The sequence below is a fragment of the Acinetobacter sp. IK40 genome (assembly GCF_035615075.1).
Taxonomy (GTDB): domain Bacteria; phylum Pseudomonadota; class Gammaproteobacteria; order Pseudomonadales; family Moraxellaceae; genus Acinetobacter; species Acinetobacter courvalinii.
In genome coordinates, this window is record NZ_JANBOE010000011.1 from 74351 (window position 1) to 87934 (window position 13584).

Consider the following 13584-nt stretch of genomic DNA (forward strand, 5'->3'; position numbering starts at 1 on the left):
TCTCGGCTCTTACCAATCATCCTATATAGGCGACTTTATTCATGATCTACTTCAAGTATGTTTCAAGTCTAGCGATTGCCTTTTTAGGTGCCCACTTGGCGGAATGGTTACAGCTGCCACTTCCATGGCTGCTTGGGCCTTTATTCATTACTGCCTTTCTTAAAATGAATCATGCGCCGATCGAATGCCATCACAGCGCACGTAATATCGGCTTGTCGATTTTAGGATTAACACTGGGTCTCTATTTTACTCCTCAAATGATTCAACTGATTGCAACGCAGTGGCCTTTTCTGCTGGGCGGGCTACTCTTTGCCTTATTCTTGGGTGCAATCGGCTCTGCCATATTGTATCGCTGGGGAAATGTTGACTTTAAAACTGCTTGGTTTGCTTCCGCAATCGGTGGTGCAAATGAAATGTCTAACTTGGCTGAACATTATCAAGCCCGCGTCGATAAAGTTGCCTCTGCCCACACCTTACGTGTATTAATGGTGGTGGTCATCGTTCCATTTTTTTATCAATTTATGGGATGGCACGGCCTTGATCACAGTACGCTTCATCGTCATGGAGACGTGAATTGGTTTGGTCTTGCTCTGTTAGCAAGTTTGGCTTACTTTGTCAGCCGTTTTTTTAAATATTACAAGCTTCCGAACCCCTGGACCTTTGGTGCACTACTGGTTGCAATTTTATTTACCACACAAGATATTCACCTGTCAGCGATGCCAACAACAATTTTACATTTAGGTCAGGTCTTACTGGGCTGGTCTTTAGGTAATAAATTTAAGCCAGGATTTTTCAAAACTGCACCACATTATTTAAGTATTGTGGCCTTGAGTAATCTAAGCGCTATTCTTTTGGCTGGCTTGCTCGCCTATGCCCTCACCTTCTGGACAGACATTCCCTTACCTACATTGGGTTTAGGGATTGCACCAGGTGGGGTAGCTGAAATGGCATTAACCGCCAATGTGTTACAGCTCGGGGTGCCTCTGGTGACCGCATTTCATGTAATCCGTATGGTAGGTGTGCTTGGGACCGTTGGTTATCTTTATCAACTTTTAGAAAGGAATAAACATAAATTTCAACTTAAATAGTTGAATACAAATAATAAAGTTAGGGCTTTCTAAATAAGGTAAATTTGTATAAACACAGAATTCAGGCACAAAAAAACCGCAATTAAGCGGTTTCTTCACTTTAAGTTGGTGCGCTCAGAGAGATTCGAACTCCCGACCCCTTAGTTCGTAGCCAAGTGCTCTATCCAGCTGAGCTATGAGCGCATTACTTATCTGCCTATTCAGGCGTGTGTTACTTTAAATCTTTACTTGGTGCGCTCAGAGAGATTCGAACTCCCGACCCCTTAGTTCGTAGCCAAGTGCTCTATCCAGCTGAGCTATGAGCGCCTTAAGTAAAGTGGCGGTGAGAGAGGGATTCGAACCCTCGATACAGTTACCCGTATGCATCCTTAGCAGGGATGTGGTTTCAGCCACTCACCCATCTCACCGTAACACGAGCGCAATAATACAAACTAAAACCACATTACACAAGGGATGTTCCTATTTTTTTCCACTATTTCAGCTCAATCAAATACTTTTTAATCAATTTTCGTATTTTTTCAGCATTTTTTAGTTCTACGCTTGTTAATATAGCGTTATCTCCTTTATTTGGATCGGGCCAATAAACAGAATCTTGCAATCTTTGACGTGCAGTTAGAGTTTGAATGACTTATGCTAAACCGATCTGCCAGATGTGAAATGAAACGATATGACTAAAAATTGGGCCGATCCCGAAGCAAAAGCAGAAGCGCAACGTTACGATAATCCTATTCCTAGCCGAACTCTTATTTTAACTACATTAGAACAATTAAAAGCTGCCCAGTCTCATGCAGAGTTGGTTGACCACTTCAATATCCCCGATCAGAAAAGTATTGATGCATTAAATCATCGTTTAAGTGCGATGGTACGTGATGGGCAATTGATGAAGGATGGATTCAAATACCAGCCTGCAACCGATTTACCGAGCCATGAAGCCACGGTCTATATCAATAGTAAGGGTTTGGGGACTGCCAACATTGCAGGTCAGGATGATGTGCTCCTGCCTGAACGCGAATTACGTCTGGTCTTTAATGGCGATCGCGTTAAAGTCCGCCAGACCTCCGTTGACCGTAAAGGTAAAGCGTGGGGCTTTATTACCGAAGTGGTACAGCGCCGGGTTAAACAGATTATTGGTAAAGTGGCTGAGCATGAAGGTGAGTATTTTATTCAACCGGGCAATCCCAATCAGCATCAACCGATTACCTTAGAAAAAGAATTGATTGAACATGCCAATGCCAAAGTGGGCGATATGCTACGCGTGGCTATTGATGACTACCCGACCCGTGAAGAACTGGCGACCGGGCATGTGGTGCAGTCGATGGCGGATAAAGCCGATACAGAAATCATTATTCCGCAGACCATTCTAGAATTTGGTTTGCCTTATGAATTTCCAGAAGCTGTGATTAAGGAAGCCGAAAGCTTTAAAGAACCTTCGGAACAGGATCGTAAAGGTCGTGTTGATTTACGCGATTTACCCCTCGTGACGATCGATGGTGAAGATGCACGCGACTTCGATGATGCAGTATTTGCAGAAAAACGTGCAGGTGGTGGTTATCGCGTGGTGGTCGCGATTGCCGATGTGAGCCATTATGTCCGTTTAGATTCACCTTTAAATGAAGAAGCTGAAGAGCGTGGGACCTCGGTTTATTTCCCGCACTTCGTGTTACCGATGCTGCCTGAAGCTTTATCCAATGGCCTATGCTCTTTAAATCCGCATGTAGACCGTCTGTGTATGGTCTGCGATTTAAAGCTGTCACGTGCCGGTAAAGTGACTGGTTATGAGTTCTACCCTGCGGTGATGCATTCCAAGGCACGGTTGACCTATACCCAAGTCGGTCAATATTTTGAAGGTGCCACAGATGCCATCCCGGCAGATAAAACTATTCATAAATCATTAAACACTTTATTCCAGCTTTACCAAACGCTGAAAGAGTTACGGGCCAAACGTCATGCAATGGAGTTTGAAACCATTGAAACCTACATGACCTTTGATGAGCTAGGCGGAATCAAGGAAATCTTGCCACGTACCCGTAATGATGCGCATAAACTGATTGAAGAATGCATGTTGCTGGCCAACGTTGCCGCAGCAGAGTATTCATTAAAGCATGATATTCCGATGTTGTATCGTGTGCATGAAGCACCCGAGTTCTCCCGTATTCAAAAAGTGCGTGATTTCGTCAAATTACTAGGCTTACCGTTCCCTGAACAGCCAACTCAGGCCGACTACCAAGCCGTGATTGAAGCGACCAAAGATCGTCTGGATGCACCAAGTATTCATGCAGTACTGTTACGTTCAATGATGCAAGCCTATTATGGTGCGAACAATGCGGGACATTACGGTCTGGCTTATGAAGCCTATACGCATTTCACTTCGCCAATTCGTCGTTATCCGGATTTATTGTTACACCGTGCGATTAAGGCTTATCTTGATAAGAAACCTTACCCGCTTTCAGGTGCAGCATTAGATGATGCGGGTGAGCATTTCTCACAAACTGAACGTCGTGCCGATGAAGCCTCACGCAGCGTCACCACCTGGTTGAAATGCCATTATATGCAACAGCATTTGGGCGACGAGTTTGTCGGTGTGATTAGTGCAGTAACCGAATTCGGCCTGTTTGTCACCCTCAAAGACTTGTATGTGGATGGCATGATTCATGTGAGTCAGCTCGGTGAAGACTTCTTCCTGTATGATCAGGCCAGCCAAAGCCTCATCGGTCAGAATCGTGGTCAATCATTTAGCCTTGGTGATGAAGTCAAGATTCAAGTGGCAGGCGTAAATCTGGAAGAACGTAAAATTGACTTCCAGTTAGTTCAGCAATTAACCCATCTCGGTCGTGTGATTCGCCAGAAAGCACCTCGTACTGCGAATCCTTCTAGCTCGAATCGCGCGTCAACAACGGAAGAAGTATTTGGCAAAGCACCTTCATCGACAAAAGCCAAAGTCAGTGAAGACGGCGAAAAACCTGTGCGCAAGAAAAAAGATAAGAACAAACCAAGTTCTTATAGCAAAAAGCCAGCTAAAAAAGCAGCTGCTAAGCCTGAAACGAAAGAGAAGACCAAAAAGAAAGTGAAAAAGAAAAAGTCGAATGCGAAAGCAAAGGCTGAGTAATGGATAAAAGATAAGGGAGCTTCGGCTCTCTTATTTTTTTCCGGTTTAAGTTTTTATCGATCAGGTTCGATGTAACAGCAGAAGCAGCCCCAGAAAACCAGGATAAATAAAGTACCAGGTTTGTTGTACCAGCTCCCTTCCCCCAAAAAGGCAGAGTATTATAAAGACCAGTCCAGACGCAAACAATGCAAGTAGTCCAAATATTGCCAGCATGGTTGCCCAGTCCGTAAAACCATATAACCGTTCCGGTTCTTCACCACTTTTCTTACGTTTAAACCAGTTTAGGAATAATTTATAGTAGACATATAGTGCCCCAGCGCCACATACAAGAAAGAACAAGGTCGAGGCTGGACTATTGGCAGATGGACTTCCAATCCCCCTAGAGCCCACATATACCGCATTGTTTAATGTAGCACTGGCCTGAGCAGATACACAAAAAGTGAAGAAAAAAGCACTGATATTTTTTAATCTCATGATTACGGTTTAACCCATCTAGTTACGCATTGTGCTAGAAAATTTTCTTCGCTAGATTTTTCTTTGATCATGAGTTTAGCAAGAAATTGGTTTTCATCAAGACATTTGCACCGTAGATAAAATACCTTTCCATTACCAGAGCTTATCAAGCTTTTCAGCCGCCATGCAAACCACGCTCCTAAACAGCCTACAGGCGTTTATGAATAAAAAAATGAATCCAGATATAAGAGATGAAGCATAGTTACACTTGATTTCTCTCCCGCTAAGCCCTACATCTATAACTATGTTTAGAAATGATATGGCAAAAATACAATGACACTACAGCAAGCGACACTTCCCACTCCCCAGTTTGATCAGATTCAACTTGCCGACTTAAAACAACAGATCGAACAAACGATTCAAAACGGTCAAGACTTCCTGAATCAACTCAATGAGGTCCCACAAGGTACCGAAGCACAACTGGCGACATTAAGTGAAGTCGATCAGCTTGAAAATAATATGAGTGAGTCTTGGGGCATTTTGTCGCATCTCAATGCTGTGATGAACAATGCCGAAACCCGTGAAGTGTATCAGGCACTTTTACCAAGTTTAAGCGAATACTACACCCAGCTTGGACAACACACGGCGCTATATCAAACCTATCAGCAGATTCATGATAGCCCTGCATTTCAAACACTCAGTGAAGCCCAACAAAGTGCTATTAAGCTCGCACTTCGTGACTTTAAACTGTCTGGTGTGGCTCTCGAAGGCGAAGCGAAAAAACGTTATGCAGAAATTTCGGCACGTTTATCGCAGTTGTCTTCGGACTTCTCCAATCATGTGCTTGATGCAACCCAGGCCTACTTTAAGCCTTTAACAGAAGCACAGCTCAAAGGCTTACCCCACAGCAGCCTTGAACTGTTAAAACAATACGGACAACAGCGTGAGCTAGAGCAAGCCGTTGCTACACTCGACTTCCCTGCCTATTTTGCAATTATGACCTATGCCGAGGATCGTGAACTAAGAGAAGAGCTGTATAAGGCCTATGTCACCCGCGCGTCTGAGCAGTCCGACAAGACTGAGTTTGATAATACCCCAGTGATGGAAGAAATCCTCAGCTTACGTCAGGAAATGGCACAACTGCTAGGTTTCAATAATTTCGCTGAATATTCACTTGCCAGCAAAATGGCACCAGATGTCGAAACGGTGGATAAATTTCTGGTCGATCTGGCAGAACATGCGCGCACCCCAGCACTGGCTGAAATTGCAGAGCTTAAGACCATTGCACAACAAGATGGTGTTGATGAACTTAAACCATGGGATGCAACCTATTATTCTGAAAAGTTGAAACAACAACAATTCAACCTTTCTCAAGAAGCGCTTAAGCCATATTTCCCTGCACCAAAAGTAGTACAAGGTTTATTCCAGATCGTGCAACGCCTGTACGGTATCCAGATCATCGAACGTCAGGCACCCGTTTGGCAGGATGATGTGCGCTATTTTGAAATTGAAGATCAAGGTCAAGTGGTCGGTGGTTTCTACTTCGATTTATATGCCCGTAATGGTAAACGTGGTGGCGCATGGATGAGCGGCTTCCGTTCCCGCGTACAAACCACCAATGGTCTGCAAAAACCGATTTGCTATATGGTCTGTAACTTTACTCCGCCGATTGGCGATCAACCCGCCCTGCTGACCCACGATGAAGTGATTACCTTATTCCATGAGTTTGGACACGGCTTACATCACATGCTCACCGAAGTGGATAACATCTCGGTTGCAGGTACACATGGCGTGGCGTGGGATGCAGTGGAATTACCAAGTCAGTTCATGGAATTCTGGGCGTGGGACAATGAAAGTCTGGATGTCCTGAGTGAACATACCGAAACCAAACAAACCCTGCCGCAAGAACTGCTCTCAGCATTATTAAATGCACGTTTCTTCCAGTCTGGTATGCAAACCCTGCGTCAGATTGAATTTGCGCTGTTTGACCTGACCATTCACCGCCAAGCTCCAGCTTTAAACAGCCAGCAAATTCAGGACACGCTGGATGAAATTCGCGATAAGTTTGCCGTTGTTCCTGCCGTACCATATAACCGTTTCCAGCACAGTTTCAGTCATATTTTTGCGGGTGGCTACGCTGCGGGTTACTATTCTTATAAATGGGCAGAAGTTTTAGCCAGTGATGCCTTTGACCGTTTCGAAAGCGAAGGTATTTTTAATACCGAGACTGGAAAAGAGTTTAGAAAGTTTATTCTAGCAGTTGGCGGAAAAGATACAGCACTTGATGCGTTTCGCAATTTCCGAAAAAGAGAGCCTAAAATAGATGCGTTATTACGTCATCAAGGTTGGACGAACACAGATAAAACCGCTTAAACTATGTCATTATTATTCACAGGGTGTAATGAACTGACATGAAAAGACAATTCATCGCGGGTGCAAAATGTCCCAAATGTGGAGCGTTAGATCGTGTGGTTAAGATCATCACTGTGGATGACGAGTGGATTGAATGTATCGACTGTGCTTATAGCGAGAAGCGCCCAACCCACGTGGAAGAGCAACAACCCGCTGAGCCAGATGAAATTGGGGTGATACAGTTCAAACCTCGTCATTTTGACTAGAAAGGTTAAAAATGATGTCCACATATCCAACTGAAAATTCCAGATTATTATGGATGATAATCGGTGGAATAAGTGTTGTTGTGGTTCTGTTCCTTGCTGTCCAATGGTTTTTAGCACAAAAAGATCAGCAATCGACAACAACGCCAACACAACCTGTTGCAGCTCAAACCACAGCTACAAGCTCTCAACCAGACACGACGGTCAGCAATGAAACAGTGACTGCGGAAAATGAGCCTGCTGAACCAATCAAACTGGTTGAAGAATCGATTATTAAAGCGCCTCTTCCAACCAATGACAGTCTGGCCAAGGAAGAAATTGCAAAACTGGATGATATTCACCTGCAACTTCAAGACCAGCAACATGAGCTTAAGCAGCAACATGAAGATGTTGATCAAATGCTTAAACTGAAGGAAGAGCAGATCAAGTTATTAGAAGCGCAACTTGCTGCCCAGAATCACTCTTGAAACCGAACAAGCTTTAACTTTCGTTAAAGCTTTTTTATTGCCGAACGTTTTAATCTAAAATTTGTTCAGAACGCGATTTCAACTGAATTGGTTTCTGAATCGTTTGTGCAATCAAGATTCCCACCAAAGTCAAACCACCACCAATATAATGGAACATTTGTAAATGTTCGCCGAGTAGGGCTACTGCAATCAAGGCAGTAAATAAAGGCAACAGGTTCATAAAGATACTGTTGCGATTCGGTCCTAAATGTCGGACCCCTTCAATCCATAAATAAGATAACAATACCGATGAGAAAATACTGGCATACACAATCAACGGAATGGTTTGCTGATTCAACTGTATATCTTGGGCGGGTAAAAACACAAAGAAAGGTAAGACATATAAAATCGCAAAGCTGGATTGGACGAAATTAGATTGCCAAGCCGGAATCGGCATTTTCCAGCGTTTTAATAACACCCCATATAAAGCATAGCCTGCTGCTGCAATCAGCATTAAACCATCGCCGAGATGTACGCCCTACCCCCATACATTGCGAATACTGCCATGACCCAATAAATATAAAATGCCATAAAAAGACAGTGCGCCGCCGAATAGCATGCCATAGCTGATCCGGTCTTTAAGCATCACGCTGCTCAAGATCATGGTGAGTAATGGAATCAAGGCGGTGACGATCGCCATATTGGTTGCCGTGGTCGTTGCTGCTGCCTGATAGGATAAAAACTGAAATAATGACACCGACAAGAAACCGCCCAATGCCAATTGCTTCCAGTATTGCTGGATGGTGTGGCGGTTTTTCCAGACCGGAATCAACACAAAGGTACTCATCACGGCGAGCGCCAGTACCAGACGATAAAAGGTAATTGCCACAGGAGAAATGGCATGACTCGCCATTTTGGAAACGACAACATTGCCAGCCCAAAATAAAATGGCGAACAATGGATAAAAATAAGCTTTCTGAAACATAATCTAGACCTGTACATTGCCGTACCGATCATGCTAAAAAATAATCAGCTTATAGTTGCTCGATAAAAAGACGATAACTATCGCAAAAAGGACAAATTATTTTGGGTTTAGCTGAGTATGGGAAAAAACTTTAAACATGGTTTTCTGGATTATCCGGTCTATGCCTTCTCGGAGAATTATCCGCATGGCCATATTGAAGACTGGCATAGCCATGATCGTATCCAGTTAATCCATACCCTGACTGGCGTGATCCGGGTACAAACCCATAAAGGCATCTGGATTACACCGCCTGGAAGAGGCGTCTGGATACCTGCACACAAACCCCATGCGCTACTGAGCAGTGGTGAAGTCAAAGCAAGAGGCGTTTTTATTGAAAGCTCAACTCAAAATGATCTGCCAGACCAATGTCGCGTGGTTGCAATTCCAGCGTTATTACGTGAATTGATCAGTAGTGCGATGCATATACAAAGCACTATTCAACCAGCTAGTCGCAATGAAAGGCTGCTACAGCTTATTCTGGACGAAGTTCGTCTCTTACCCGCACTGGCCTTTAATTTGCCCGAACCACAAAGCCCCAAGCTTCAGCAATTATGCCAGCGCATTAAAGAAAATCTGGCTTGGGAATGGAGTCTGGAACAAAGTGCGCAACACTTACATATCAGCACTAAAACACTAGCACGTCATTTTCAAAAAGAAACTGGCCTACATTTTTCCCATTGGGTTCGACAGGCAAAACTGATGCAGGCCATGATTGATTTAGCCATGTATAAACCCGTGCTGAATGTGGCCTTAGATTTGGGATACGATAGTCCCAGCGCCTTTAGTGCCATGTTTAAACGCGAAACTGGCATGACACCGAGTGATTATCTGAAACAATTTTCTGATCAAGCAGTTTAAGTGCATCAAACATTCCTATCAGAAAAATACGCATTCCCTTCACTTCCGCACAGGCATAAAATAAGCCCAAATTCTCGATACTGCCCTGGTTATGGATACTTCCCAAACGAATCGCAATCTCTTTGTGGCGATTGGTTGCCTAACGATTTCTGCACTACTTTTCTCTGTGATGGGCATTTGTATTCGTTATGCTTCTCATACGGTCGATAATTACACCATTGTGTTTTTCCGTAATGTGGTAGGGCTGATCCTGTTTCTGCCTTTTATTTTTAAGCAAGGCATGGGATTTGTAAAAACGGAAAAACTCTGGATGCATACATGGCGCAGTATCGTGGGACTTGCAGCCATGTATGGCTTCTTCTATGCCATCGCGCATCTAAAACTCTCCAATGCCATGGTATTTACCTATTCTTCCCCGATTTTTATTCCTTTAATTGCTTGGCTATTCCTGAAAGAAAAAGTTACCACGGCGATGCTGTGCGCTGCAGGGCTGGGATTTATTGGCGTATTTTGTGTAGCAAAACCAGATCAAGGCTTATTGAACTGGATCTCCATTGTCGGCATCAGTTCAAGTCTATTGGCCTCTATGGCCTTTGTCACCGTTCGTGCCCTGACCCAAACCGAACCACCTGAACGGATCGTATTTTATTTCTGTCTGATTGGTTCCCTGCTTTCGGTGATTCCGATGTTCTGGGTATGGCGATCTTATCATCTGTATGAATTATTTTTCCTGGTCGCGGCAGGCGTCTTAGCCAATGTCAGCCAGATCTTTATGTCTCATGCCTACCGTCTTGCCCCTGCTGGACAAATTGCCCCTGTGAATTATATTGCGATTATCTTCGCCGGAATTTGGGGCTTTTTACTCTGGAATGAAGTGCCAGATTTATACAGTGTGATTGGTTTCGGCATTATTTTATTGGCAATTCTATTATGCAGTCCACTAATCCAAAGGCAAAAGCAGACTTAATAAATAAAAAATAAAGACGTTAAAAAAAAAGCACCCGTAGGTGCTTTTAATTTCAATTGTTAGTGCTTATACCAGCCAAACATCTGGAAGATATAAGGTGCATAGGTCACCAGCACCAACGATGAGAACAATACGATAATCGGCAATAACCAACGTTCATAACGGAAGTAGAAACTGGTGTATTTCTCTTTCGCTTCCCTGTCGGCGGCCGAGACCTCCTCATCCCCGACGGAGAGTCGCGTCAGCAAGTGGTTCAAGGCAACCGGTGGCGTTACATAACCAAATTCGAAGGCGACTAGTACAATCATCCAGAAGTGGATCGGATGAATACCATTCTCGTAGGCCACAGGTGCAACCGTTGCCGCCACCAGAATCACCGCACCGAATGGATCGGTGGTCATCCCAATAATCGCCAGTAACAGTGCAATAAAGGCAAGTGAAATATAGATATTGCCCAAGTGTGTTGGTAATAACTCCACCACTTCAGCACGTTCGATTAAGCCACCGACGCTTGCAGACAAGGCCATTAGCAGAATCAACGCACCGATATGTCCAACTGTTTCTGAGGTTGCAAAACGTAATGCACCACCAAAACCTAAGTGCTTACCGCCATGTGGATCATGTGATTTCAGGAACTCAGATTTTTTCTCATGTTCACGAACCAAAGCTTCATGCTTAGGATCAACCACAGGCGCTGGTGCCACTTTTGATGCAAATAACTTGTCAAACAAGATCATTGCAATCAACACCAACGGTAAAATCATTGGTGCAGTGAATTCATTGATAGACGTATCTAAAGCCAGCTTATAGAACATCACGACGGCGAAACCGATAATCACATAAGGAATGACAGGGACACATGCGCGTAACATGCCCGGTACCGCGACTTTAGGTGAATTCACACGGAATTTTTCTTCGGCAAGAATCAAGGAAACGCCAAGGAAAATAAACGCTGTTAGCCAGAAGACATAGATACCATGATCAAATAATTCGGTAGATGTCACATGGCGACTGTCTAACATTGAGATCAGGATCACCAGTAGACATGGACGAATCACCACACCTAAAGAACCTGACATTGCCGATACAGCCAATGCATATTGACGACGAGCACCCGAATTCCAGACTTCCTTATAGATGATTGCACCCGCTGCAATAACGAAAATCCCTGAAGCGCCGGTATAGGCTGTTGGAATCGCTGCTGCAATCAAGATTAACCAAGTTAACGTTTCAGGTGCCAAGTTCCATGGACGCAGGATATTTAAGAATAAATCCATGACACGGGTTTGGGTCAGCAACATACCTGCCCAAATAAATAGTGCAAGATTTAAGAAAATACCCGAGAACTCAACCAGAATACCCAAGTAGATCCCTTGCCCCATTGGATAGTCCATGAAGAAGGTAAATACAATACCTGTCACCAAAGACATGAAGGCATACAACGGCACACTAAGTAAGGCTAAACCAAAGTTACCCTTCGGCTGAGCCGTTTTCGGTATAAAGATAAACTGGAAGATACTGATAATGGTCAGTGATACGAATAACGCAATCCATAACCAGTATAAGACTGTGGTTTTACCAGCAACTTCAACGCCTGAATTCAAGACTGAATGATATTGGCTTAAGACCGAATAACTCAGTAATGCATTCCCCGCCACCATCAACGCTGAATAAACACGGAAGTCGATTCTGGTTTTTGGTGCACGTAAACCAATGTGGTGGTAACGCAAAGACGCTGTAATTGAAGCAAATAAAACCATAACCAGTAGAATTACAGTCTGGTTTTCAGAACCTAATTTGAAAATTCCGAAGAATGTGGTCTCAACTTTACGATAAGTACGAATACTTGGATGTGCTTCCAAATGCTTCATGGCTTTATCATAGAATTGATATTTTTCTTCACACTGCTGCTGTGCTGCCAATAATGAGGTACGCACATCAGACTCAGAAGCAGCCCCGAACATACTGGCAAATTCATCCGCAGCATTGGCCTTCATCTGCTCTTGAACTTGTGCATCAATGTTAGGATGTCGATCGCAAGATGGTTTTTCAGGCTCGGCCCGTAAAAACGAATATTGCATTCCTGTGGTTTGATCACCGTAAAGCCGCTCCCCCATACGGAGCATTTGACCGTGAATCATCTCGCCAGTACCAATAAGCAAGGTCATTAGCAACAAAGCAAGAATGATGAATGTTGATATCCAATCATTCCAGATATAGCCTAACCGGGCTAATCCAGACTTTTTCTCTTGATCATTTTGCATGTCTATTCCAGTTTATTCTTATCAACATCCATCCAAAGATGTTGAATCATGCGCTGTCCATGGTTGATAGATAAATGAATTTACCCTCTTATTAACCAATCCCTTTAAACCGCTTAAATTTGAATCAATCTTTTTCAAAAAAGAATGACTACAATCACTTTTTTATTGGTTGTTTTTATCAATTTATGTGTTCTCTATTTTTTTCCTTCTTACAAATAAATAACTTAACCCACATAGGAGGCCACCGATAGCACCAATTAAATGTGCTTCAGTCAGGACTGGGCTGCCAATCAACTGAGCTGTTCCAGTCTGTCCAAAGGTATTTTCCCAAATCAGTTTTGCTGCAATCAGGGCTAAAACCAGTATTGCAAACTTACGTTCTTTCTTATATTGCAGATAAACCAGCCCTACGGCGGTGTACAGACCATGTAGCACACCAGAAAGCCCGGCATAGGCATCAATATAAGGTAAGTAGAAATAGAAAATTAAACTAATGAATGGCGGCAAAATCAGCAGTAATGCCCATAAATGCCAATTGCGAACATGCGGAAAAATGAAAGGTAAACACGCAAATGCCAGCATATTTAAAAGAAAATGAATCCAGCCAACATGTACCCAGTGTGCGGTCCATAACCGCCAGAACTCAGTGAGTAAACTCGGTCTCCAGTAAATGAAATGGTCAGCAAAAACTTGCAGACATGCCGATATCGAAACACATATCGCGATCAAAATGACTTTTTCTATCCATATTTGATCTTTCATT

General features: G+C 43.5%; 10 protein-coding genes, 3 tRNA genes and 1 pseudogene. 7 read left to right on the top strand and 7 right to left on the bottom strand.

What is annotated here, in order from left to right; genetic code table 11:
• Positions 1-41 precede the first annotated feature (41 nt).
• The gene (locus tag MSG93_RS17370; protein WP_324622676.1) at positions 42-1088 is read left to right on the top strand and encodes an AbrB family transcriptional regulator; all 1047 of its coding nucleotides are present in this window, start codon (positions 42-44) and stop codon (positions 1086-1088) included.
• A 106-nt stretch (positions 1089-1194) separates the two neighbouring features.
• Here MSG93_RS17370 and MSG93_RS17375 read toward each other — a convergent pair.
• From MSG93_RS17375 to MSG93_RS17385, 3 genes are all read right to left on the bottom strand, one after another.
• Positions 1195-1271: transfer RNA gene (locus tag MSG93_RS17375), tRNA-Arg, on the bottom strand.
• A 46-nt stretch (positions 1272-1317) separates the two neighbouring features.
• Positions 1318-1394, bottom strand: a tRNA-Arg gene (locus MSG93_RS17380).
• Between the two features lie 11 nt (positions 1395-1405).
• Positions 1406-1495 (bottom strand) — tRNA-Ser (locus MSG93_RS17385).
• Between the two features lie 260 nt (positions 1496-1755).
• Between MSG93_RS17385 and rnr the strand changes: the two genes are divergently transcribed.
• Positions 1756-4194, top strand: a complete 2439-nt coding sequence (rnr, locus tag MSG93_RS17390) for a ribonuclease R (protein ID WP_324622677.1) — start codon at positions 1756-1758, stop codon at positions 4192-4194.
• 60 nt (positions 4195-4254) lie between these two features.
• Here rnr and MSG93_RS17395 read toward each other — a convergent pair whose 3' ends face one another.
• Positions 4255-4668, bottom strand: coding sequence for a putative four-helix membrane protein (locus tag MSG93_RS17395; protein ID WP_324622678.1), 414 nt, complete (start codon positions 4666-4668; stop codon positions 4255-4257).
• A 312-nt stretch (positions 4669-4980) separates the two neighbouring features.
• Here MSG93_RS17395 and MSG93_RS17400 point away from each other — a divergent pair, with 312 nt between their 5' ends.
• From MSG93_RS17400 to MSG93_RS17410, 3 genes are read left to right on the top strand one after another with little or no spacing between them, the layout of a single operon-like run.
• On the top strand, positions 4981-7020 hold the full coding sequence (locus MSG93_RS17400) for a M3 family metallopeptidase (RefSeq protein ID WP_324622679.1): 2040 nt from the start codon (positions 4981-4983) through the stop codon (positions 7018-7020).
• A 38-nt stretch (positions 7021-7058) separates the two neighbouring features.
• Complete coding sequence (locus MSG93_RS17405) at positions 7059-7265, top strand: YheV family putative metal-binding protein (protein ID WP_004775846.1); 207 nt, start codon at positions 7059-7061, stop codon at positions 7263-7265.
• A gap of 11 nt (positions 7266-7276) precedes the next feature.
• Positions 7277-7729 (top strand): hypothetical protein, encoded by a 453-nt coding sequence (locus MSG93_RS17410; RefSeq protein WP_324622680.1) that lies wholly within the window; start codon positions 7277-7279, stop codon positions 7727-7729.
• Positions 7730-7778: 49 nt separating this feature from the next.
• Here MSG93_RS17410 and MSG93_RS17415 read toward each other — a convergent pair.
• Positions 7779-8693, bottom strand: a pseudogene (locus MSG93_RS17415) (DMT family transporter).
• A 117-nt stretch (positions 8694-8810) separates the two neighbouring features.
• Here MSG93_RS17415 and MSG93_RS17420 point away from each other — a divergent pair.
• Positions 8811-9590 carry a helix-turn-helix transcriptional regulator gene (locus tag MSG93_RS17420; protein ID WP_324622681.1) on the top strand — a complete coding sequence of 260 codons (780 nt, stop codon included), beginning with the start codon at positions 8811-8813 and terminating at the stop codon, positions 9588-9590.
• Positions 9591-9681: 91 nt separating this feature from the next.
• A complete protein-coding gene (locus MSG93_RS17425) occupies positions 9682-10557 on the top strand; it encodes a DMT family transporter (RefSeq protein WP_324622682.1) in 876 nt (291 codons plus the stop codon).
• A 59-nt stretch (positions 10558-10616) separates the two neighbouring features.
• On the opposite strand, the gene MSG93_RS17430 is transcribed toward MSG93_RS17425, so the two are convergent.
• Together MSG93_RS17430 and rrtA are read right to left on the bottom strand one after the other, a co-directional pair.
• Positions 10617-12821, bottom strand: coding sequence for a TRAP transporter large permease subunit (locus MSG93_RS17430; protein ID WP_005259810.1), 2205 nt, complete (start codon positions 12819-12821; stop codon positions 10617-10619).
• Between the two features lie 183 nt (positions 12822-13004).
• Entirely contained in the window at positions 13005-13583 is a 579-nt protein-coding gene (gene rrtA, locus MSG93_RS17435; RefSeq protein ID WP_324622683.1) for a rhombosortase, read from the bottom strand.
• Between the last annotated feature and the right edge of the window lies 1 nt (position 13584).

What these genes read in the sequence shown, in the direction of transcription:
- MSG93_RS17370 (WP_324622676.1), top strand. Translation starts at nt 42, where the DNA reads ATGATCTACTTCAAGTATGTTTCAAGTCTAGCGATTGCCTTTTTAGGT.
- rnr (WP_324622677.1), top strand. Translation starts at nt 1,756, where the DNA reads ATGACTAAAAATTGGGCCGATCCCGAAGCAAAAGCAGAAGCGCAACGT.
- MSG93_RS17395 (WP_324622678.1), bottom strand. Translation starts at nt 4,668, where the DNA reads ATGAGATTAAAAAATATCAGTGCTTTTTTCTTCACTTTTTGTGTATCT.
- MSG93_RS17400 (WP_324622679.1), top strand. Translation starts at nt 4,981, where the DNA reads ATGACACTACAGCAAGCGACACTTCCCACTCCCCAGTTTGATCAGATT.
- MSG93_RS17405 (WP_004775846.1), top strand. Translation starts at nt 7,059, where the DNA reads ATGAAAAGACAATTCATCGCGGGTGCAAAATGTCCCAAATGTGGAGCG.
- MSG93_RS17410 (WP_324622680.1), top strand. Translation starts at nt 7,277, where the DNA reads ATGATGTCCACATATCCAACTGAAAATTCCAGATTATTATGGATGATA.
- MSG93_RS17420 (WP_324622681.1), top strand. Translation starts at nt 8,811, where the DNA reads ATGGGAAAAAACTTTAAACATGGTTTTCTGGATTATCCGGTCTATGCC.
- MSG93_RS17425 (WP_324622682.1), top strand. Translation starts at nt 9,682, where the DNA reads ATGGATACTTCCCAAACGAATCGCAATCTCTTTGTGGCGATTGGTTGC.
- MSG93_RS17430 (WP_005259810.1), bottom strand. Translation starts at nt 12,821, where the DNA reads ATGCAAAATGATCAAGAGAAAAAGTCTGGATTAGCCCGGTTAGGCTAT.
- rrtA (WP_324622683.1), bottom strand. Translation starts at nt 13,583, where the DNA reads ATGAAAGATCAAATATGGATAGAAAAAGTCATTTTGATCGCGATATGT.